The following is a 20,800-nucleotide window of genomic DNA, read 5'->3' as shown; positions in this document are numbered from 1 at the left end:
GCACTTCTCGTTCGCGGCGTGCGCCTTCTTCGAGCGGGCGCAGCACTCGTTCCACAGCCACCGGCACCGCGCCCATTCCGCTTCGAGGGCGCCAGCTGCGGTGGACGACACACGAAGGCGGAAGGTGTAGCGGGCATGCCCGACACCTGCCGTCTCCTGCGCCGCGGTCGTCATGAACAGCAACCTATCTGGAAGGACTGACAGTTGAGAGCTCTGTCCCAATATGGGCTGCCTCACCACCACGGCGGGTACACGCCGATCCGCCCCGCCGGCGAATCGGCTTCCCCTGCCCTGCTCCGCAGGAGTCCGATTCCTCCCCGGCCTGAAGGCCAGGGCACCCTCGGAGGAACCCGGTGAACTCCCTCTACCCGCCGCGGATGACCGGCCGTCCAGGGCGGCTCGAAGTCTGGTACGCGACGTTGACCGATCCCCGCACCGGGACGGGCGTGTGGATCCACCACGAAGTGGTGACACCCAAGCACGGCGGCCCGGCCCGGGCGCATGGCTGGATATCCGTGTTCCCACCCGACGGACCGCCGGTCACGGAGCGGTTCGGGGCCTCCGACTCTCGACCTCCCCAGGGCGAGGCGTACTTCGAGGTGCCGGAGGTGCGGGCATCGCCCCAGCTGCTGGAAGGCACGGCGGGCGCCGTCACCTGGCGCCTGAAGGTCACCGGCGGCGGAGAGCCCCTCTACACGTTTCCGCGCTGGTCCTGGCAGCGTGAACTGCTGCCCGCCGCCCAGATCGTGCCCGCCCCTGACGCCGTCTTCGAGGGGGAACTCGTCGTCGGGGAACGGCGGTTCGCCCTCTCGGACGCCGTGGGAGCCGTCGCCCGGATCGCCGGGCACGGCAATGCCCAGCGATGGGCATGGCTCCACGCGGGCCTAGACGACGGGGACGTACTGGAAGTGGTGGCCGCCGTCGCCCGCCGCCCGACCATGCGGTGGCTGCCACCGCTGCCCATGCTTCAGCTGCGGATCGGTGGCACCGACTGGCCGCGCGACCCGTTGCTGACCGCGCCGCTGCTGCGCGCTCGCATCGGACTGCCCGACTGGTCGGTCACAGGCAGCACCGCGCGGCGCAGAGTACGCATCGATGTGACCCAGGACCCGGCCGACTGTGTGTCACTCTCCTACACCGACCCCGACGGGACGACGGCCACCTGCACCAACACCGAACGCGCCACCATCGACGTGATCGTCGAACGCCGTACCGGACTGCACCGTTTCGAGGTGGAACACCGCTGGCATCTGGATCGCACGGGGCACGCGGAGGTGGGAACGCGGCCATGAGTGGAGCGCTCACGGCGCACCTCCACCACGACGCCACTTTCTCCAGCAGTCCGCCCTCGCGAGGAGCCGTCGGCGGGTCGCGACGCGGTGCGGGGACGCGGGCAACTGGTGTACCGGGGCATGGGCGGAGCTCGGTACAGGCGATCACCCGGTGCTGGGTTCGACCGCGAGGTCGAAGACGGCCGTCCTCGGCGTCTGCCCCTTGGAGCCGAGCCTGAGGCGGTGGACGGTCTCCGGCCGCGCGTGGTGGTCGAGCAGCGGTAGCTCCTCCACCGTGGCGTGCCAGCGGCCGGGGTCGAAGCTCAGCCGGGCCGTCCCGTGGGTGCCGCGCCAGAGGACGCTGCCTGGCGCGAGGGTGGGGCGGATGCGGCTGATGAACAACTCGTCGACCACCGTGGCGAGCTCGAAGTTGTCGGTGATGGTCAGACGGCCCGCCGCCTGCCAGTCGAAGGTCCGGCGCACCCTGGCCGGACCCGGGTACGCGGCGGAGAGGTCGACTTCGAACCGGGCTCCCTTGTCATTCGCTTCCTGGTGGACGATGTCCGCCCGCGCCGCCGGGCCCGCCTGCTGCAGCGCTCCGTCGAGTACGGGAACGGAGTGGGCTTCGGCGGAGGGGTGGAAGTGGGCGGTGTAGCGCTCGGGTCCGAAGTAGCCGTCGCGGTATTCACCGGGGCCGAGGTCGGTCAGTAGCTGCTCGCCGCCGGCGGACAGGATGAAGTGGCCGAGGTCGTTGTGGTTGTGCGGTTCGTCGTTGTGCCCGGCCTTGGCGGCGAAGGCGACCGTGAGGCCGTCCGAGGTCGTACGGCGGTCGACCAGCCAGCCCAGATCCGGCAGCCAGGAAGAGCCGGTGGGCGCCGCGGCGCCGAGCAGGGCAGGGTCCGTCCAGACAAGGTCGCGGGACACCGACCAGCGGTAGCAGTGGTCGGCGCCGAACTCGGCAACGGCCGTGACCGGGGGCGGCGAGGCACCGCAACGCCGGTGGAGCATCGAGAGGACTCCCGTGGGCAGCGGCAAGCTGCTGACGCTGTCGGAGAAGCTGACATAGCGGTCGGGTGCCATGGCCACAGCGGCCGGGAAGCGTGAGGCGAGCGCGACGAGTGGCTCCCCCGCCAGCAGATCGAGGCCGGTACGGGCCCGCAGAGCCTCGGCGAAGAGGGTGAAGTAGCCGAAGCCGTAGGCCCAGTAGCCGATGCCCTCAGCGCAGCCGCCGTCCGCCGAATGTCCGGAGAGGTAGGTGTCCATCGCCCGCAGCGAGCGTTCCAGCGCGGCGGCCAGCTCGGCGGGGTCGTCCTCGATGAGCAGCGCGGCCATGCCGGCCGCGCCCCCGCACACCGCTGACCAGTTGGTGCGGTAGGACTCCCACGGCCAGGGGTCGGGGTCCGCGTACAGGGGGTGAAGCACCCTGCGCCGGATGTCGGATCGGGCCCGTTCGATCACCGGAGCCGGGAGGCGATCGGCGAGCAGGAAGGTGATCTCGGCGAGGGAGTGTGCGGTTTCGCAGGCGAACAGGTCGACGCAGCCGGCCATGGTCCGGCCGTGGCCGCGGGACTGCTGGGCGTGGGCGGGCAGCGCCCACGTGTACTCGTCGCAGACCGACCAGACCATGTCGGCGAGAGCTTCGTCGAGGGCGAGACGTTCGTCGGCCGGCCCTTCGTGCGCAAGGGCGGCCAGCGCGAGGGCGACGAGCCTGCGGCGGCGGGCGAAGTACCGACGCTCGTACGTCACACGGTCGCCGGTGTCGGCGAAGAGGCGGAACAAGCTCCAGGCGGGCATTGGTGGCGGCCCGTCGGCGATGCCCTGGGCCGCCTCTTCGCGGACCGCTCGCATGAAGCCGGTCATGTGCGGCGCCCGCGCGCTCTGCCGCGCCGCTTCGATTTCGAACGGAGCGACCGGTCCCGTCACAGCCAGCAGGGTCTGCAACTCAGCGAGCGTAGGGCGATCCATGAAAGCGTTTTCTATCGCCTTTCGGTGTCCTGGGCAAGCCCGGATACTGCACGCACGCGCACGGTCCGGCTGGTCCACCAGGGCGACGTTCGAGCCACACGGCCAGGCAGGCCCGGGTGAACCGGTGGGTGGCGCCGGTGACGTCGATGTCCCGCGAGGCGCCGGTGCGGGCCTCGCGGGACATGGAGCGTCGCTGCGCCGCGTCGGACGCAGCCCTCGGAGACCGGCAGGTACGGCCAGCCGGCCGCGCATGGCCCGCAGTCCAGGGCAACGGCGGAAAGCACCACGGCCGGCGGCCACCACGGCCGACAGGAAAGTGCCGCGTTTCGTTTCACCCCTGCGCCTGCGCCTAGAAGGCGTGCGGGCCGAAGCGGCCCCAGGCGACCACGGCGGCGAGCGCCAGCAGGACGGCGTTGACGGTGATCATCTGGACTTCCTTGCGGCGGCCGTGCGTGACGGCCATCAGCACGATCAGGCCGGTGGCGGCCAGCGGGGCCAGGATCTCCGCGATGCCGACGAGCGGCGGCAGGATCAGGCCGAGGGCGGCGAGGACTTCGACCGCGCCGACGGCCTTGACTCCAAAGGCGCCGAAGTCCTCGGCCCAGCCCAGTCCGGACGCGGCCAGCTGCACTGGTGTGCGGCCGAGCTTCATCGCCCCGGCCAGCAAGAATATCGCCGCCAGCGCACTCGCCACGATCCACAAGAAGACGTTCATCAGCCCTCACCACTCCATCCAATAAGTTCAAGCATGAACTGACCATAGCGCATATTCACTTTAAGCTAAGAGTGATTTGGTTCTTCGTTTTCTCCATGCTTGGAGTACATTGGAGCCATGGAAGACGCACCGGACACCGCCGAGCCGCGCTGGCTCGACCCCGATGAACAGCAGCAGTGGTACGCGTTCGCCTACATGCTGACGCAGCTGCCGGCCGCCCTTGAGGCGCGGATGCAGCACGATGCGGGCATCGCCCACTTCGAGTACGTGGTGATGTCGGCGCTCTCGATGGCGCCGGAGCGCACCCTTCGGATGAGCGAGGTCGCCCAGTACGCCGGCAGCACGCTCTCCCGTCTGTCCAACGTGGTCATCCGGCTGGAGAAGCGCGGCTGGGTGCAGCGTCGACCCGACCCGTCCGACGGGCGCGCCACCCTGGCGACCCTCACCGATGACGGGATGGACAAGGTCACCGCCGCCGCTCCTCATCACGTCGACGCGGTGCGCCGTCTGGTCTTCGACCCGCTGACCAAGGCGCAGCAGCGGCAGCTGGGGGCCGTCTCCCGGCGCCTGCTGCGCGCCCTGGACGCACCCTGCCCACCCGATCTCGACAACTGGGACACCGGCGGCGCATAGCCCGACCGCCCGCCCTTCACCTTCACCGCCCACCCGATCACGTCCGGGGTCGGCGCAGTCACGCCTGCCTTCACGTAGCAAGGAGAACCACCATGCCCACCATCGCCATCGTCGGCGCCGGCCCCGGCCTCGGCCTGTCCGTCGCCAAGGTCTTCGGCGGTCACGGCTTCGACGTCGCCCTGATCTCCCGCACCAAGGACAAGCTCGATGCCCTGGTCGCCGAGCTGGCGGAGGCCGGCGTCACCGCGGAGGGCTTCACTGCCGACGTCGCCGACCCCGACCAGCTCACCGGCGCTCTGGAGGGCGCACTCGCGCGGTTCGGCCGGATCGACGTGCTGGAGTTCTCCCCGCACGCGGGCCTGACCATGACGGCGCCCAAAGACGTGACTCTGGACAACCTGCGTCCGCAGATCGACAGCCTCCTGTACGGCGCGGTCGCCGCCGCGCAGACGGTGCTTCCCAGGATGCTCGAATCCGGTTCCGGCACCCTGCTGTTCACCACGGGCGGCGGCGCCATCAACCCGTACCCGATGCTCGCCGACACCAACATCGCCCAGGCCGGGCAGCGCAACTGGGCGATCAATCTCCACAACACCCTTGGCGACCAGGGCATTTACGTGGCGAACATCGCCATCAACCTCATGATCGGCGCCCAGGCGCCCGCAGGCGTTCCCCACCGCGCGCCCGACGAGATCGCCCGGGACTACTGGGAGCTGCACACGCGCCGCGACCCGGTCGTCGCCGAGCACCTCATCGCCTGACCGACTCCCCCAGGACCACTGCGCCCCACCTCCCCTCGACACGGCGGCCCGTCATCACACCATCACGGGCCGCCGTGCGATCCCCCCTGCCCACGCCCCTGCGAGAGGACCCCCGCATGTCCGAGTCCCAGCGCCCTGGCTACATCACCGCCGACCAGCAACTCGCCACTCTCCAGGCCGTCATGGCCCAGCACGGCCCCGATGCCCAGGATCTGCTGTCCGGAGCGGACGCCGGCGCCGCCGAACCCACCGTCGGTGCAGCGTCGCCGCAGACCACAGAGGGCCCCTATTACATCGCGCCCTCCGAGCAGTTCGGTCCCCGCCAGGACATCTCGGGCGGCCGCCCCGGTCTCCCCCTCCACCTGCGTCTCATGGTCCGGCACGCGGACCACGGCACACCGCTCGCCGGAGCTGTCGTCGATGTGTGGCACTGCGACGCGCTCGGCTACTACTCCGGCCACCTCGCCCACGACCCCGACACCTTCCCGACCGGCATCGACGAGGCCGGCCACGTCGCGCCCGGCGACGACTCCCGCTTCCTGCGCGGCTCCGGCACCAGCGACGCCGACGGCGCCGCCGAGTTCACCACCATCTACCCCGGCTGGTACTTCACCCGCAGCATCCACATCCACGTCAAGGTCACCGTCGACGGCCAGGAGCGGTACACCGGCCAGCTCTATCTGCCGGAGGACTACAACGAGGCCGTCGGCACCCTCCCGCCCTACAGCCGGCACACGACTCTGGAACGGCTGCGCAACGAGGACGACCTCGTCTACCGCACCGCGGGCGGCAAGGACCTCCTCCTCGACGTGACGCCCCTGGACCCCGACCGTCTGGACGCGGGCCTCACCGCCTCCTTCACCCTCACCATCGCGCCCGTCTGACCAGCACCGCCACCGCACTCACAGGAAGCACCCCGTGAACACCATCCTCGTCAGCGGAGGCAACAGCGGCATCGGCCTGGAAGCGGCACGCGCCTTCCTCGCCCGGGGCCACCGCGTCGTCCTCCTCGGCCGCGACCAGGCCAAGGGCGCCGCGGCGCTCGCCTCCTTCGGCGCCGCCGCCGACCGCGCCCGGTTCCTCTCCGTCGACCTCTCCACCCACGACGGAGTCCGCGATGCCGCCGAACGCGTCCTGGCCGAGTACGACCACATCGACGCGCTCCTGCACTCCACCGGTGTCTTCACCTCCCGCGACATCCGCACGACGGACGGCCTCCACCCGTTCTTCACGGTCAACTACCTCAGCCGCTACCACCTCACCCAGCTCCTGCTGCCCGCACTGCGGCGCTCCGAGCAGCCCCGGGTCGTGATGATGACGGCGAAGGTCCCCCCGTCCACCCCCGTCGACGTCGAAGCGGACGGCTTCCCGCGCTTCGAGCCCTTCGACTTCAAGCGGATCCGTCTGCCCGTCCAGGTCGCCAACCACCATTACGCCGCCCACTTGGCACGCACCGAGCCCGGCCTCACGGCCGGAGTCGCCAACGCCGGAGCGGCCAAGACCGACATTCTGCGCCTGTTGCCCTGGCCCGCACGCGCCATCGCGACGGTCGTCGGCCCCCTGTTCTTCGACTCCGTGGCCACCTCGGCCCACAACGTCACCGAAGCCGTACTGCGCGACGACTGGACCGGCCCCACCTACTGGAACAAGCCCGGCGCCTTCGATCGCCGCACGCCCATCACGGTCGACGAGGCGGTCACCGGGCGGCTGATGGCCATGTCGCACGACCTCACCAAGGCCTGACCGGCTCCGCAGAGGCGCGGCAGACATCCGGTACGGCTTCGGGTGTTCCGTGTTTCTCAGGGTGGTGTCAATGACTTGACGACCCGCATGGACCATTCCCACGGCCCCGCACACCGCTAGCATCGGACCCCATGATCGTATGGCTCAACGGAACGCACGGCGCAGGCAAGACGACGACCAGTGTACTTTTGCAGCAACTACTCCCGGATTCACGGGTGTTCGACGCCGAGAAGGTCGGCGAGACACTCATGGACATCACGCCGGGGCTGCCCGCGACGGACAACTTCCAGCACTGGCCGCCGTGGCGGCCACTCGTCGTCGAGACCGCCCGTCGCGTACTCGACTACGCCGGCGGCACCCTGGTGATGCCCATGACCGTCCTGGTCGAGCAGTACTGGCGGGAGATCAGCACGGGCCTTGCCCAGCATGCCATCCCTGTACAGCACTTCGTCCTCCACGCCGACCAGGAAACGCTCCGGGGGCGTATCGAAGGGGACTCTGTCATGGGCCCTTCGCCGTTCCGTCTCAAATACCTCGAGCCCTATGCCGAGGCGGCCCGCACCTGGCTGCACGGCGAGGCCGAGGTCATCGACACCACGCACATCACGCCCGCACAGGCCGCCCGGCAGATTGCGGAGGCCGTCAACAGTTGAAGTCCCATCGCCTTCTGGTGTGCGGCGCGCCGGAACGGCACGCCGCACACTGACACCTGCTCTCACCTGTGGAGCTGTGTGCACCGCGAACACGAGGCAGCCGCGCCGCCGGTACTCCACGTGATCATTTTGAGTGGCCGTAGGTGCGCACGTAGTCGAATTGCGCCTGAGCCCCGGACTTGTTCATCGACACCAGGCCGATCTTCAGGTTGCCATCAGCAGGCAGCGTCCATACGCCGTTCCACACCCACTGCTTGCCGTCCCGACTGGTGGCGGCGCGGACCTCGTGTTCATTGTGCGCGGTGTCGCGGTGGTACGAGAGCCTGAGCCACATCGTGTCCGCCGTCGGGCCGCCGAACATGGGGGCCGCGGCCACCGGCGTCGGAGGGCTGGTGGTCGGGCGCGGGCCCTCCTTGCCGAACTCGCTGACGTTCAGCACGGCGCCTGCGCCGTTGTTGAGCGGCAGCACTGAGTGGACGTTCTTGAAGAACTGGTCGTCATTGCCGTAGAGGACGAGCCCCGCCTGCTGGGCCGGCTGGTCCGGGACGAAGTGCAGCTTCGTCTCCACCGTGAAGTCACCCTGGGGAGCGTCCCGGGTGAGCACCGAGGCCGTGTTCGTCCCTCCGCTCAGCTCGGCGTTCTGGGTCGGCCAGGACAGGGCACCGCCCGTCATGGTGGTCCCGGCGGCCGGCCCGCGGACCCAGGACCAGGGTGATCCGGTGCTGGTTCCGGGGATTTCGGTGGCGGCGAACTCGTCGCTGTAGCCCGGGAGCAGCCGGCCCGGCCGGGGGTCGGGCAGCCGCTTCGTCACCGGCTTGTAGAGCTTCACCGCGCTGACATTGTCGGCCGCCGTGGCGCCGCCGCGGGCCGCTGTGCCGACCTTGCCGGTGCGGACGGCCGCCGGCGGCAGGTCGCGTCGCTGAGTGGCCACCACGTCCCCCAGCCGGTCCTCGCTGACCTCGGCGGTCAGCTCGGTGCCCCGGATCTCCGCGGTGACGGTGTGCCAGGAGCTCCAGTCGAAGCCGGCGGGCAGTGCCGTCACCTGGGCACCGCGGCTGTGCCCGGCCACCATCGCCTCCGTCACCAGTGCGCTCCGGTCCCGGTCCAGCCAGGCCGCGACGTAGTCGCCAGGCCCTCGGTAGCCGACCGTCAGGGCGGCGGCGCCGGAGGACGACGTGACCTTCAGGTCCGCCTCCGCGCGGACGGCCGCGGACACCGATCCCTGCGCCGTCAGGAACGCGGAGCCGGCTCCGGAGTGGACCGCGTAGCCGTGGGCGTCACGGTCGTCGGCCACCTGCCAGCCGTTCGTCTGCGCGCCCTCGGCCTTCCAGCCGTCCAGGGAGCCGCTGTTGAAGGTGCCTCCGGCGTCCGGCTGAGCGGCCGGTGCCGGCTGCGGCCCGTCCGACGGGCCCGCGCCCGCCCGCAACACCGGCCAGCCGTCGATCCAGTCGAGGCGGTCGATGAGCATCGGCCGTCGGGACAGCTGGCGGTCGAGGCCGGTGAAGCGGTCCAGGTCCGGGTCGTCGGACGGGATGCCGTGATAGACGAGCCAGTCCTGTCCGGCCAGATCGGTCTGGACGGCGTTGTGTCCGGGGCCGATCCAGCGGTTGCCGTTCGCGCCTGCCACGATCGCGCCCTTGCTGGTCGGGGCGGTCAGCTCGACGCCCTCGTCGTCCTTGAAGGGGCCGAGCGGGCTGGTCGCGCGGCCGGCCTTGACCTGGTAGCCGCTGAACGCGCCGTCGCAGCAGCCGGCGTCGGAGTAGAGGAGGTAGTAATAGCCGCCGTGGCGCACGACGTAACCGCCTTCCATCCGGCGGCCCTTGGCGACCTCGGTGACCTCCCCCTGGATGCGGGTCCGGTCGCTGTTCAGTTTCGCAGCGCAGATGGTGTCGTAACTGCCCCAGTACAGATACGGCGTGCCGTCCTGGTCCGTGAACTGCGCCTGGTCGATATTGCCCGTCGCGCAGCCACTCGGGTCCGGCAGCACCGACCCCTTGTCCGTCCACGGGCCGGTGGGCGTCGGAGCGGTGGCCAGACCGACGGTGTTGCGGTCCGGCACGGAATAGGTCAGCTGGTACGCGCCGCCCGCATAGCGGATGTCCGGCGCCCAGAGCCGCGAGCCCTTGTGCCAGGCCGGCTGCGTGTCGGGGGTGAACACCTGGCCTGCGTACGTCCAGTGCACCATGTCGGCCGAGCGCAGGATCGGCAGCATCCGCTCCCCGTCCTCGCCCTTGCTCTGGAACACCGGGTTCTGCGTACCGAAGGCGTACCAGGAACCGTCCTTCCCCCGGATGATCGCCGGGTCCGGGAAGGTGTCGACCACGCCCTGCGTGACCGGGTTGGTGTACGTCCCGGCAGGGGCGGGCTCCTTGGCCGAGGCCGACGGTGCTGCCGACGGGAGCAGAGCTGCCGTCAGGGCCAGGAGCAGGAGACCGAGGGTGCCGGCGGCCCGGGTCCGGGGTCTTGCACGTGATGGCGTCGGATCTGGCATGGCGACTCCGTCCTCTTCACACGGTGCTGGACTGTCATGGGCAGGTTCTGAACGCCGGGGCCGCCCGCGGGCGAGTTCCAGCGCGCGGTGGCACGTGCTGTTCCGTGACCTGTTCCGCGTGGTCGGCGGAAGGTCCCGGCGGCGGGTGACGTGTGCCGGCCACGGCGGGGTGCAACGGCCGACCGCCGGCGGCTACTCGGCGTGGGCCTTCTGGTAGAGGTCGCCGTCGTAGTAGTCGGAAGGGTCGGGGTTCCTGTCCAGCTGCTTGTTGCGGACGAAGAAGTCGCCGAGCTTCTTCAGCCACGCGTCCACCTCACCGCTCTTGGTCTTGGCGGTCAGGTCGTCGGTGGAGAGAGTCCTGACGTGGGAGGCGTCGGCCTTGGCCTGGGCCTCGGTGACCTGGAGCATCTTGGCGGTGAGCGCGATCGTCTCTGCGGGGTGTTTCCGGCGCCAGTCGTTGGCCTGTTGCAGCACTTTGATGACCTTGGAGTTCTTCGTCTCCGACACCTTGTTGCCGGCGACGAACGCGGTGGGGAAGGCATCCCCGGTGTCCACGGTGCTGGCCACCTCTTCCAGGTCCGGCACCTTCGCCTTGATGGTGCCGATGGCCGGGTAGAAGATCCCGGCACCGTCGATCTTGCCGGCGGAGAAGGCGGAGACGACGGTGGACGGGTCCATGTTGATCTTCTGGATGTCCTTGGTGGTCATCCCGGCCTTCTCCAGCGCGATGTTGAGGATCATGTCGCCGGAGGTCCCCTCGGGTACGCCGATCCGCTTGCCCTTGAGGTCCTTCATGGTCTTCATGCCGGGCTGGCCGATGACACGGTCCGCGTAGGTGAGGGTGTCGATGGCGATGACCTTGGCCTTGCCGGACGCGGGCAGCCACATGGCGCCCGGGCCGATGTAGCCGTAGTCGAGGTTGCCGGCGTTGAGAGCCTGGATCTGGACGGGGCCGTTGTTGAAGACCGACGTCTTCGCGGTGAGGCCCTGCTTCTTCCACAGCCCCTGCTGCTTGGCGATGGCGAGGAGGCTCGCCCCGTTGTAGTCGCCGATATATCCGAACTTGACCGTCGTGTCGTCCGCGGCCTTCTCCCCGGAACAGGAGCTCACGGACAGTGATATGACTGTCACGCTGCATATCGCCGTCAGGGCGCGGCGGATCGTGCTTCTGGGCATGGTGAGTTGGTCCTCTCGGGACGCGCACGCGAAGAGTTTGAGGGGTGGGGCGCGGCGAGCCGTGTGCCGGTGGATCAGGCGGCCGCGGCGGGTTGGTCCTGGTGGTGGACGGAGGTCCACACGTCGTTGCGGATTCGGCGGAACTCCGGGGAGAGGCGGATCTCTTCGGTTCGGGGATAGGGCAGGTCCACGTCGATGACGCGATGGATACGTCCGGGCCTTGCGGCCATGACGATGACCCGGCTGGCGAGGTAGACCGCCTCGTCGACGTCGTGGGTGATGAACAGGACGGTGCGCTTCTCCTGGCTCCAGGTCCGGAGCAGCTGATCCTGCAGTTGCACCCGGGTGAGGGCGTCGAGGGCGCCGAACGGCTCGTCCATCAGCAGCACTTGCGGGTTCACCGCATAGGCGCGGGCGATGGCGCAGCGCTGCTTCATGCCGCCGGACAGCATCTTGGGCAGGGCGTCGGCGAACTCCCCCAGGCCCACGAGATCGATGGCCTGGTCGCTGCGCCGTCGGCGCTCATCGGCGGGGACGGAGGCGATCTTGAGGCCGAACTCCACGTTCTGCCGCACGGTCAGCCAGGGGAAGAGCGCGTACTGCTGGAAGATCACGCCCCGTTCGGGGCCGGGTCCTGTCACCGGCTTGCCGTCCACCAGGATGCTGCCCGAGGTGGGTTCCTCAAGGCCTGCCGCCATGCTCATCAGCGTGCTCTTGCCGCAGCCGGAAGGGCCGACGACCGTGACGAACTCCTGGTCGGCGATGTCCAGGGACACCCCACCCAGGGCGGTGAAGTCCGCGTCCTTCAGCGGGAAGGTCTTGACCACGTCCCGAAAACTGATCTTGCTGTTCATCGTCGCTCCTGCCAGCCGGTGAGGCGTCGCTCGGCCAGCAGCAGCAGCCGGTCCATGAGCATGCCGAGTACGCCGATGGTGATCACGGACACCATGATCGTGTCCATCTCGAACCAGGTGGATGCCTTCTGCATCCGGTAGCCCAGCCCTTCCTGGGCGCCTATGAGTTCCGCGGCGACGACGGTGGCCCAGGACGCGCCGAGGCCGATCCGCATGCCGACGAGAATGAACGGCATCGAGGCGGGGACCACGACCTTGGCAAAGATGGTGCGGTCCGGTGCGCCGAGGACCCGGGCGGCGTTGATGAGGGTCTTGTCCGCGTCGATGACGCCCTGGAAGGCGGAGACGACGCAGGCCATGAAGGACGCCAGCCAGATCACCGCGATCTTCGGCACCTCACCGATCCCCATCATCACCACCGCCAGCGGGATGAGGGCGAGCGGAGGGATGGTGCGGAAGAACTGGATGTACGGCTCGACCAGCGCGCGCACAGTCGGGTACCAGCCCATGAGGAAGCCCACGGGGACTGCCACGACGACGCCGAGCGCATATCCGAGGAAGACCCGGCGCAGGCTGGCCAGGGTGTCCGTCGCCAGGGTGCCGTCGGCAATCATGTCGCCGGCTCTGTGGACCACGGCGAGCGGGGTGGGCAGGTTCTCTACCAGGCCCAGCGCCGCCACAACGGCCCAGATGACGACTCCGGCCGCCAGCGCGAGGACGTTGAGGAACAGGGGACGGCGGGAGCGGCGGACGGCGCGCTGCCGCTCCGTCTTGACGGCGGTCTTCTCCGGAGGGGTGATCACTGCCATGGGTGCCTCGCCGGTGACTTCACACGTGCTCCTGCGGGATGGGTTGGGGGTAGCGGGAGAGCAGAGGGGATTCGTGGAGGACGAGGGCGATGCCGCCCAGTGCGCTTCCGGCCTCTCCGAGCGTGGCGCGCCGCACGTCCACGCGGTGCCAGGCCATCGGCATCACGTGGGCGCGCAGGGCCCCTTCGACCGGTTCGAGCAGGGCGGCGCCCGCTTCCACCAGCTCGCCGCCGATGACGATGACTCCGGGGCCGACCGCGTTGCAGACGGTTGCGAGCACCGCACCGATGTCCGTGCCGATGCGCTGCAGCACCTTCAGTGCAACCCGATCGCCCGACACCGCTGCGGACAGGAACCCGGTGATGTCATCGGCCTGGCCGCCGGCCGCCCGGTACCCGCGCAGCACGGCATCCAGCGAGGCGACCGTCTCCAGGCAGCCGGTACCTCCGCAGCCACACGGCTCACCGCTCGCGTCGACCGTGATGTGCCCGAACTCGCCGGACATGCCGTACGTCCCGCGGTGCAGCGACCCTCCGACCACGAGCCCACCGCCGACACCGTGCGACAGGCGCAGGTACAGCACGTCCGCGGCGTCGGAGGCCGCGCCCCACACCGCCTCGGCGAGGGCGGCGAGCCGGGTGTTGTTGTCCAGCAGCACCGGCACACCGAAGCGCTCGCGCAGCAGGTCGGACAGGCCTTCGGTGCTGCGCGCATGCGCGTCCTGGCTCCCGGGGTCGGCGATCGGCCCGACCACACCGACGCCGATCGCGGTGAGCGCCCCGAGCTGCAAGGTGCGGGCTCTGTCCGAACCGTCAGCTGCCGGGTCGGCCGAGGAAGTGTCGATGAGCGAGGCGAGCAGGCGCTCGGCGATGTCGGCCCGCTCGGTCCACGTCAGATCCGGCCCGTGCGCCTCGCTCGCCGAACCGATCACTTCGTGGGCGAGGTTGACCGCGGCGACGTGGACGGCACGGCGGGCGAAGTCGATGCCGATCGCCTCACCGGCGTCCGGGTTGAGGCTGAGCTTCTCCACCGGCCGACCGCGTTTGCGTGCCTCGATCTGCGGTGTGGAGGTGATGACCGCTCCGCTCTCCACCAGGCCGGCAACGATGTCGTACAACGTCGTGCGGGACAGCCCGCTGTGCGCCCCCAACTCGGCGCGGCTGAGCGGCCCGTGCTTGCGCAGGAGGTCGAGTACGGACTGCTCATGGCTCCGCCGCAGCCGCGTCAGCGGGCCGTCGTGTGACTGCATGCCGGACAGCATGTGAGCGCGGACGTATTTTCGTCAATGACTCGGAACGAAAAAGCCGTTGCTGGATGACAGGCGGTGGCCACCGGACGAACTTCCGCTCCCTCGACCTCCGTTGGACCGACCGCAGCGCTGTCCGAACGCCGTCGAGGCTGCCACGGTGGAGCTCCCGGCGCAGCCGCCGGCCGCGCTCCCGCTATTTATGACCGCCCTCTTGACATAAATCTCGGGCGGGACAGAGCATGCCTCGCATGGCATTCGTCGAGAGCACGTCGGAGCCGTCTCAGCCGTCCCGAGGCCCTCACACGGGCGCGTACTCCACGGCCCTCTCCTCCGACGCGCCACCACGCACAGTCATGGGTCACGACATCCCTGCCAGCGTCCGCTGACGTTACCCGCCTGCGAGCCGGACCGACCCGAAAGGCCCTTCGTGCGCCACAACATGCTCTTCCTCATGACCGACCAGCACCGGGTGGACACCCTGGGCGCATACGGCAACCCCCACGTCCGCACCCCGCACCTCGACCGGCTCGCGGCCGGCGGCACGAGGTTCGACAGCTTCTACACGCCCACCGCGATCTGCACCCCGGCCCGCGCCAGCCTGCTCACCGGCGCTGCCCCCTTCCGGCACAAACTGCTCGCCAACTACGAGCGCAACGTGGGCTATCTCGAGGATCTCTCCGACGATCAGTTCACCTTCTCCGAGCAACTGCGCAGTGAGGGCTACAACCTGGGGCTGATGGGCAAGTGGCACGGCGGCGTACGACGCACCGCCGCCGACTACGGCTTCGAGGGTCCGGACCTGGCCGGCTGGCACAACCCCGTCGACCACCCCGACTACCTCGCCTACCTGGCGGAGCACCGCCTCCCGGGGTACCGGATCACCGACCCCGTGCGGGGCACCACGCCCAACGGCAGCCCCGGCAACCTCCTCGCCGCCCGACTGCACCAGCCGGTCGAGGCCACTTTCGAGTACTACCTGGCGACGCGCACCATCGAGATGATGCGCCGCTACGCGCAGGAGGAGCGCGGCGGGGAGGGCACGCCGTTCTTCCTGGCCACCCACTTCTTCGGCCCGCACCTTCCCTACATACTCCCGGACACGTACTACGACATGTACGACCCCGAGCTCGTCGAGATGCCCGCCTCGGTGAGCGAGACTTTCGCCGCCAAGCCCCCGGTGCAGGGCAACTACAGCAAGCTGTGGGCCTTCGACTCAATGCCGATCGAGGAGTCCCGCAAGCTGATCGCTGTCTACTGGGGTTACGTCACACTCATCGACGAACAGATCGGCCGCATCCTCGACGCGATGCGCGAGCTGGGACTCGCGGACCGCACAGCGGTCTTCTTCACCGCTGACCACGGCGAGTTCACCGGCGCGCACCGCCTGCACGACAAGGGGCCGGCCATGTACGAGGACATCTACCGCATTCCCGGTCTGCTGCGGATTCCCGGCGCGCCCCAGGGCCAGGTGCGCGAGGAGTTCGTCTCCCTCACCGACTGCACCGCCACCGTCCTCGACCTCGCCGGCAGCAAGACGGAGCCGGCCGTGGACAGCCGCAGCCTGGTGCCCCTGGCCCGCGGGGAGCGGCCCGACTGGGACGAGCACCACCTGGCCGAGTTCCACGGCCACCACTTCCCCTACCCCCAGCGGATGCTGCGCACCCGCACCCACAAGCTGGTGGTCAACCCCGAGTCGCACAACGAGCTCTACGACCTCATGGCCGACCCCGACGAGCTGCACAACCGCTATGACCACCCCGAACTTCGCCCCATACGCATGGAGTTGACCCGCCGCATGCACGGCCTGCTCCGCGAGCGCGGCGACAACTTCTACCACTGGATGACCCCGATGTACGACGTGGAGACCGACTACGACACCACGCTCTCCGCCTTCGAGACCGAGCAGCCCGCCGGTCCCGCCGAGCCGTCCGACGCGGGGGCGACGACTAGCACGCCGTGACGGTCCCGCAGGACGACGGATTCCGTGAAACCCGTGCGCCTTAAGGGACTTGAGAGGTCCAGTAGCGCGCCGGGCAGGAGCGCTCGGCTGACGGCCTTCCAGGTCGAGCCTCGGGTGACCGGAGCGAGACAGGCGATGATGCCGGAGGCGACGGCCAGGTCTGCAACCTCCTTGAGTCCCGCACTCTCGATGGACTCGGGGTGAAGGGTGACGCGGGCACGCCGAGATGGCTTCCCGGTCGGCGAGATGCGGCAGCCGACGGGCTCGCCATCAGTACCAACCATCGGGACCGGGTCAGCGCGCGTTCAATTTCCGCCCACAGATGTGGACTTGCCCCGAGGTTCGTCTCGTCTCGGAACAACCTGAGATTCCTCGGCCGGCACCACGGCCGGTCGAAGGCCTGTAACTGGCCGTGGAAGGCCTTCGCGACGTCTTTGTCCCAGGCGTGGCTGTAGGAAATGAACGCGTCGTGCTCGACTTCGCTGCCGTTCCCACGGTCCACTGTCCCGCCCCCGTGGTTCGGATGTTCACCGCGCGCTCTGGGCGTTGCCCGTCTCCGGCCCGCCACTCCCCCCGGTCCGGCCCTCGGGGCTGCGAGGGGCGGGGGCCTGCCCGATCAAGCCCCTGGAGGCGTCGCGTCGACATCCAGCTGCACTAGGGCCTGTGTGAGGTTGTGATCAGTCGGCGGCTTTCAAGAGGTCATCGATCCAGATCATTGTGGCGCGGAGGTGGAGTCCGGCGAGGTAGCTTTCGGGGGCCTTGTCGTAGCGTGTGGCGATGCCCCGCCAGGCCTTCAGCTTGTTGATCAGACGCTCGACCGTGTTCCGTTCCTTGTAGAGGTCGGTGTCGTGGCTGACGGGCCGGCCGCCTCTGGAGCCCTTCTTCTTGCGGTTGGCGGCCTGGTCCCTCTTCTCGGGGATGACTGCCTTGATGTTGCGTTTGCGCAGGTAGGCGCGGTTGCCGCGAGATGAATAGGCCTTGTCCGCGGCGACCGCGCCGGGCCGGGTTCGGGGACGGCCGACGGGGAGGCGGATTCGTACTCTCTCGAGCACGGAGATGAAGTGGGGACTGTCCGCGGCCTGTCCGGCGGTCAGGACGAACGCGAGCGGACGGCATTTGCGGTCAGCGGCAAGGTGGACCTTGCTGGTCAGGCCGCCCCGGGATCGGCCGAGCTGAGCTTCCTTCAAGCGGAGCTCGTGTCTACGTCGGACGCGTCGACGCTCGGCCTGTCCGTTCTGTTCCTTTGGCCCGCCCCTTTTTGCTGGGCCTTCTCCTGCTCGCGCGCAGCTTTCTCCAGGGCCTCCACGAGGTCCTTGGCGACGTGCATCCCGGCGGCGTCGTGGTGGGCGCGTGCAGTGGTGGAGTCCACGCTGACCAGCGACAGGTCTGTTCTGCCTGCGCGGGCCGCCTCTACGATGAGGCCTTCCAACAGGGCCGTGAAGACGCCGGCGTCCCGCCAGACGCGGAATCGCCCGTAGACCGTGGCCCAGGGACCGAACTCGGAGGGCATCTCCCGCCACTGGCCGCTGGAGCGGAACCGCCAGATCATCCCCTCGAACTGTTCCCGTAGTCGTTCGGGGTACGGGCCGAACCTGCCGATCGGCAGGTAAGGCTCGATGAACTTCCACTGAGCATCAGTGAGTTGCTTGCGCGTCACGGCCAATTCCTACCGGGTTCCACCCCACCATGAGGGCAGAACCCGGCAACTGATCACAACCTCAAACAGGCCCTAGATCGACTCATTGCGCACGGGGCTTGGTCGTTGCTGATCGGCGAGCACTCCGAGAGACCGTCATGGACTCTGAACTCCCGTATGTTATACGGTCGTTCAGGGGCTCTTGATTGGCGAGTCGCTAGGAGTGGCGCGTGCCGAACGCCTCCTGGACAACGCAGAACTCGTTGCCTTCCGGGGTCCTGCAGCACGACGGCGTAGTGCCCCATGTCCGGCTCATCCGTGGTCCGAAGCACGCTGGCGCCGGCTGCGATCAGTCTTCCCACTGTGGTGGTGACTCGCTGCGTGCAGACCGCAGGTCCGACCCGATCGGGGACGTGCAGGCACGGACCAGGGCAGGGTTCCCGCCATCTGTATCAGTCGACGGCCTTCAACTCGCCCAGCGCGTCACCGAGGTCGAGTTCGGTACGGCCACGGGTCTGGAAGCCCTGCTCGAAAAGTTCTGCCGTGCGCTGCTGTGCCGCCTCACCCCGAACGAGTTGCTGGAACAGAGCAGCATCTGCCCGTACATCGGCAGGAGTTGCCAGGCTGATCGCGTTGATGGCCGATTTGGCCGCGATCAGCGCATCACGGGGGAAGCCCCCCATTCGCTCGGCGATACCGGCTACGAACTCGTCCAGCTCGGCGTCGGGTACCGCGCGGTTGACCCATCCGTAGCGTTCGGCGAGTTCGGCATCGAAGTCGGCCGAGGTCAGCACGGCTTCGAGCGCTCGGCCCCGGCCCAGCAGCCGGGTCAGGTGCTGGATCGCTCCCGCGCCGGGCGGGGTGCCGATGCCGACTTCGGGCTGGCACAGGACAGCGTTCTCCCGGGAGGCGAAGCGCATGTCACAGGCGAGGAGGAACTCGCTGCCCGCCCCCCGTGCCCGGCCGCGCAGTTTGGCAATGGTGACCGCCGGGATCTCGCTGAGCCTGCGGAACAGCATCCCCAGGGAGGCATCGCCCGGACCTCCGGCTCTAGCGGCTTCAGCGGTGTATTCGGGCACCTTGGTCAGGTCTACATGCGGGAAGAAGAAGTCGGGGTCCGCGCTCTCGAAGACCACCACTCGTGCAGTCGCCGGCTGGGAAAGCTCCTCGATCAGTCCGACGAGATCGCGCACGAGCTCGGGACCGATGAGGTTGATCGGCGGGGCGTTGAAGGTGGCGGAAAGGACGTTGCCGTCCAACCTGGTGCTGATGGTTTCGTACGAGGCAGTCATGTCCAAGTCCTCTCGGCGCTCATCACGGCCCGGCCAGTACCGGCTGTCAGGGCTCGTACTCCTCGAATCGCAGCACGGCCGATACGGCAATTTCCTCCTCAGCCGCGGTACACGGTCAGGCAGTGGTCCCGACCCGACGCGGCACAGACCCCCCTTCCGCTCTCTCCTCGATCACCCACTCGCACAGCCCTGAAGCGTGAGTCCCGCACGCTGCACGCACCCCAGATCCCTGCAGCGGCTCCTCGCTCCTGGCGTCTGGTTGATGCAACCGCACGGTGCCGCTCAGGCGTACCACATACCACCGCCGTCTCCACCACTCCCTGAATGGCCGAGGGGCCAACTGAAGTACATAGGGGGCCAACTGGCTCACTCGGTCACAACGACTGTGACTGAGCGCTTGGGTTGGCACCGGTCGCCAACCACGACGCTCAGCCCATGGCCGTGCAGGGGCGGGCCCGAAAAGTCCGTGTGGGGGTCGGGCAGACGCTGGGGGCACTTGGTTGCAGAGCACGGGAAAGGCCTGCGGGGTGCAACCGCCAGAAGACCGACACCTCAGTTGGCCAGGCCGGCGCTCCGCGTTGTTGTTCAACGACTCACTTCGCGGCGGTGTGGTGAGAGTTCACACGGCCCGCCTGCCCCCGGGACATCCGGGGCGGCCGACCAACGCCCGCCCCTTCGCCGAACAGCGTGCGCGGCATCCGTATGCTCCGGCCATGAGACTCTCCCGGCCGCGTGGCCGAAGCGACGCCAGGCGGATGACGAACACCCCTGTGTCCCGGGCCAAGGCACTGTACGAGGCCGGGCGCTACGCCGAGGCGGAGGCCGAGGCCCGCGCCGTGGCCCCGTCGCTGCCGCGCGACGACGCGTACGTACCACTGGCGCTGACCATCGCCGCGCTCGCGACGGGCGCCCAGGGCCGCCACGCCGAAGCCCTCGCCACATACGACGAAGTACTGCCTGCCGCCCGCAGGATCTTTGGAGCCGGTCACTGGCAGACCCTGAAGCTGCGCTCTGACCGCGCCCAGCAGCTTGCTGCGCTCGGTCGGCACGCCGAGTGCGAGGCAGAGACTGCGGCCGTCGCCCGGGCCGCGACCCGCGGTGCAGGCCCGGAGATGCGGGACATAGCTGCGGCCTCCCGCAACGCACTGGCCTTCGCCCTCAACGCGCAGGGACGCCACCAGGAGGCCGAGGCGCTCGCCCGCGAAGCCCTGGCCGCCCATCGCGCACCGGACCGACTGTCCCTGGTCCTGCGGCTCGGCCTGACCCGCAGCCTCAACGGCCAGGCCCGCCACCAGGAGGCCCTGGCCGAGGCGGAGCGCGCCGACGAGCTGCGCCGCAGTCTGCCCGAGGAGCATCGCCGCCCAGAGACCGGCGCCGTCGAACTGGCCGTGGCCACCGCCCTCCTGGGGCTACGCAGCGGTACCGAAGCCCGCCTCCAGGCCGCAGCCGCTCACGAGGCCTGCCTGGTCTCCTTCGGCCCGGACCATCGCCGCACCCTAGGGCGTGTTTCAGATGTGGATCTTGAGGTGAGATGATCTTGTTCTGTGGCACGTGGAGACATGACGGATGCACAGTGGGCTCGGCTGGAGCCG

At 69.1% G+C, this 20,800-nt stretch carries 16 protein-coding genes and 2 pseudogenes; 8 read left to right on the top strand and 10 right to left on the bottom strand.

Annotated features, from left to right (window positions below; translation table 11 throughout):
• A pseudogene (locus tag ACZ67T_RS44570) lies at window positions 1-174 on the bottom strand (RNA-guided endonuclease TnpB family protein); the annotation flags it as partial.
• 203 nt (window positions 175-377) lie between these two features.
• Here ACZ67T_RS44570 and ACZ67T_RS44565 point away from each other — a divergent pair.
• Entirely contained in the window at window positions 378-1,292 is a 915-nt protein-coding gene (locus tag ACZ67T_RS44565) for a hypothetical protein (protein ID WP_469992584.1), read from the top strand.
• Between the two features lie 144 nt (window positions 1,293-1,436).
• Here ACZ67T_RS44565 and ACZ67T_RS44560 read toward each other — a convergent pair whose 3' ends face one another.
• A complete protein-coding gene (locus tag ACZ67T_RS44560) occupies window positions 1,437-3,212 on the bottom strand; it encodes a heparinase II/III domain-containing protein (protein WP_469992582.1) in 1,776 nt (591 codons plus the stop codon).
• Between the two features lie 373 nt (window positions 3,213-3,585).
• Window positions 3,586-3,951 (bottom strand): DoxX family protein, encoded by a 366-nt coding sequence (locus ACZ67T_RS44555; RefSeq protein WP_469992580.1) that lies wholly within the window; start codon window positions 3,949-3,951, stop codon window positions 3,586-3,588.
• A gap of 117 nt (window positions 3,952-4,068) precedes the next feature.
• Between ACZ67T_RS44555 and ACZ67T_RS44550 the strand changes: the two genes are divergently transcribed.
• The 5 genes from ACZ67T_RS44550 (at window position 4,069) to ACZ67T_RS44530 (ending at window position 7,741) form a co-directional block, all read left to right on the top strand.
• Complete coding sequence (locus tag ACZ67T_RS44550; RefSeq protein WP_469992578.1) at window positions 4,069-4,584, top strand: MarR family winged helix-turn-helix transcriptional regulator; 516 nt, start codon at window positions 4,069-4,071, stop codon at window positions 4,582-4,584.
• A gap of 92 nt (window positions 4,585-4,676) precedes the next feature.
• A complete protein-coding gene (locus tag ACZ67T_RS44545) occupies window positions 4,677-5,345 on the top strand; it encodes an SDR family NAD(P)-dependent oxidoreductase (RefSeq protein WP_469992576.1) in 669 nt (222 codons plus the stop codon).
• Between the two features lie 116 nt (window positions 5,346-5,461).
• A complete protein-coding gene (locus ACZ67T_RS44540; protein WP_469992574.1) occupies window positions 5,462-6,229 on the top strand; it encodes a dioxygenase family protein in 768 nt (255 codons plus the stop codon).
• 34 nt (window positions 6,230-6,263) lie between these two features.
• Window positions 6,264-7,088, top strand: coding sequence for an SDR family NAD(P)-dependent oxidoreductase (locus tag ACZ67T_RS44535; protein WP_469992573.1), 825 nt, complete (start codon window positions 6,264-6,266; stop codon window positions 7,086-7,088).
• Window positions 7,089-7,219: 131 nt separating this feature from the next.
• Window positions 7,220-7,741 (top strand): AAA family ATPase, encoded by a 522-nt coding sequence (locus ACZ67T_RS44530; protein ID WP_469992571.1) that lies wholly within the window; start codon window positions 7,220-7,222, stop codon window positions 7,739-7,741.
• A 124-nt stretch (window positions 7,742-7,865) separates the two neighbouring features.
• On the opposite strand, the gene ACZ67T_RS44525 is transcribed toward ACZ67T_RS44530, so the two are convergent.
• The 5 genes from ACZ67T_RS44525 to ACZ67T_RS44505 all read right to left on the bottom strand — a co-directional run bounded on the left by ACZ67T_RS44525 (window position 7,866) and on the right by ACZ67T_RS44505 (window position 14,332).
• Entirely contained in the window at window positions 7,866-10,232 is a 2,367-nt protein-coding gene (locus ACZ67T_RS44525; protein WP_469992569.1) for a family 43 glycosylhydrolase, read from the bottom strand.
• A 192-nt stretch (window positions 10,233-10,424) separates the two neighbouring features.
• A complete protein-coding gene (locus tag ACZ67T_RS44520) occupies window positions 10,425-11,408 on the bottom strand; it encodes an aliphatic sulfonate ABC transporter substrate-binding protein (RefSeq protein ID WP_469992567.1) in 984 nt (327 codons plus the stop codon).
• 74 nt (window positions 11,409-11,482) lie between these two features.
• Window positions 11,483-12,262 (bottom strand): ABC transporter ATP-binding protein, encoded by a 780-nt coding sequence (locus tag ACZ67T_RS44515; RefSeq protein ID WP_469992565.1) that lies wholly within the window; start codon window positions 12,260-12,262, stop codon window positions 11,483-11,485.
• Complete coding sequence (locus ACZ67T_RS44510; RefSeq protein WP_469992563.1) at window positions 12,259-13,071, bottom strand: ABC transporter permease; 813 nt, start codon at window positions 13,069-13,071, stop codon at window positions 12,259-12,261. The genes ACZ67T_RS44515 and ACZ67T_RS44510 overlap by 4 nt, the downstream gene beginning before the upstream one ends.
• 19 nt (window positions 13,072-13,090) lie before the next feature.
• The gene (locus ACZ67T_RS44505; RefSeq protein WP_469992561.1) at window positions 13,091-14,332 is read right to left on the bottom strand and encodes an ROK family transcriptional regulator; all 1,242 of its coding nucleotides are present in this window, start codon (window positions 14,330-14,332) and stop codon (window positions 13,091-13,093) included.
• A 427-nt stretch (window positions 14,333-14,759) separates the two neighbouring features.
• On the opposite strand from ACZ67T_RS44505, the gene ACZ67T_RS44500 reads away from it, so the two are divergent.
• A complete protein-coding gene (locus ACZ67T_RS44500; protein ID WP_469992585.1) occupies window positions 14,760-16,280 on the top strand; it encodes a sulfatase-like hydrolase/transferase in 1,521 nt (506 codons plus the stop codon).
• 677 nt (window positions 16,281-16,957) lie between these two features.
• On the opposite strand, the pseudogene ACZ67T_RS44495 reads toward ACZ67T_RS44500, so the two are convergent.
• Window positions 16,958-17,937: pseudogene (locus ACZ67T_RS44495) on the bottom strand (IS5 family transposase).
• 431 nt (window positions 17,938-18,368) lie between these two features.
• A complete protein-coding gene (locus tag ACZ67T_RS44490) occupies window positions 18,369-19,208 on the bottom strand; it encodes an enoyl-CoA hydratase/isomerase family protein (protein WP_469992559.1) in 840 nt (279 codons plus the stop codon).
• 755 nt (window positions 19,209-19,963) lie between these two features.
• On the opposite strand from ACZ67T_RS44490, the gene ACZ67T_RS44485 reads away from it, so the two are divergent.
• Complete coding sequence (locus tag ACZ67T_RS44485) at window positions 19,964-20,743, top strand: tetratricopeptide repeat protein (RefSeq protein ID WP_469992558.1); 780 nt, start codon at window positions 19,964-19,966, stop codon at window positions 20,741-20,743.
• Window positions 20,744-20,800 lie beyond the last annotated feature (57 nt).

This window comes from Streptomyces sp. NPDC107517, from assembly GCF_055582645.1.
Note: the sequence above shows the minus strand (reverse complement) of the source record. Positions and strands in the feature narration are given on the sequence as shown.

Excerpts from the sequence above, each read along its gene's own strand:
- ACZ67T_RS44565 (WP_469992584.1), top strand. The coding sequence starts at position 378 with ATGACCGGCCGTCCAGGGCGGCTCGAAGTCTGGTACGCGACGTTGACC.
- ACZ67T_RS44555 (WP_469992580.1), bottom strand. The coding sequence starts at position 3,951 with ATGAACGTCTTCTTGTGGATCGTGGCGAGTGCGCTGGCGGCGATATTC.
- ACZ67T_RS44550 (WP_469992578.1), top strand. The coding sequence starts at position 4,069 with ATGGAAGACGCACCGGACACCGCCGAGCCGCGCTGGCTCGACCCCGAT.
- ACZ67T_RS44545 (WP_469992576.1), top strand. The coding sequence starts at position 4,677 with ATGCCCACCATCGCCATCGTCGGCGCCGGCCCCGGCCTCGGCCTGTCC.
- ACZ67T_RS44540 (WP_469992574.1), top strand. The coding sequence starts at position 5,462 with ATGTCCGAGTCCCAGCGCCCTGGCTACATCACCGCCGACCAGCAACTC.
- ACZ67T_RS44530 (WP_469992571.1), top strand. The coding sequence starts at position 7,220 with ATGATCGTATGGCTCAACGGAACGCACGGCGCAGGCAAGACGACGACC.
- ACZ67T_RS44525 (WP_469992569.1), bottom strand. The coding sequence starts at position 10,232 with ATGCCAGATCCGACGCCATCACGTGCAAGACCCCGGACCCGGGCCGCC.
- ACZ67T_RS44520 (WP_469992567.1), bottom strand. The coding sequence starts at position 11,408 with ATGCCCAGAAGCACGATCCGCCGCGCCCTGACGGCGATATGCAGCGTG.
- ACZ67T_RS44515 (WP_469992565.1), bottom strand. The coding sequence starts at position 12,262 with ATGAACAGCAAGATCAGTTTTCGGGACGTGGTCAAGACCTTCCCGCTG.
- ACZ67T_RS44510 (WP_469992563.1), bottom strand. The coding sequence starts at position 13,071 with ATGGCAGTGATCACCCCTCCGGAGAAGACCGCCGTCAAGACGGAGCGG.
- ACZ67T_RS44505 (WP_469992561.1), bottom strand. The coding sequence starts at position 14,332 with ATGCTGTCCGGCATGCAGTCACACGACGGCCCGCTGACGCGGCTGCGG.
- ACZ67T_RS44500 (WP_469992585.1), top strand. The coding sequence starts at position 14,760 with ATGCTCTTCCTCATGACCGACCAGCACCGGGTGGACACCCTGGGCGCA.
- ACZ67T_RS44490 (WP_469992559.1), bottom strand. The coding sequence starts at position 19,208 with ATGACTGCCTCGTACGAAACCATCAGCACCAGGTTGGACGGCAACGTC.
- ACZ67T_RS44485 (WP_469992558.1), top strand. The coding sequence starts at position 19,964 with ATGACGAACACCCCTGTGTCCCGGGCCAAGGCACTGTACGAGGCCGGG.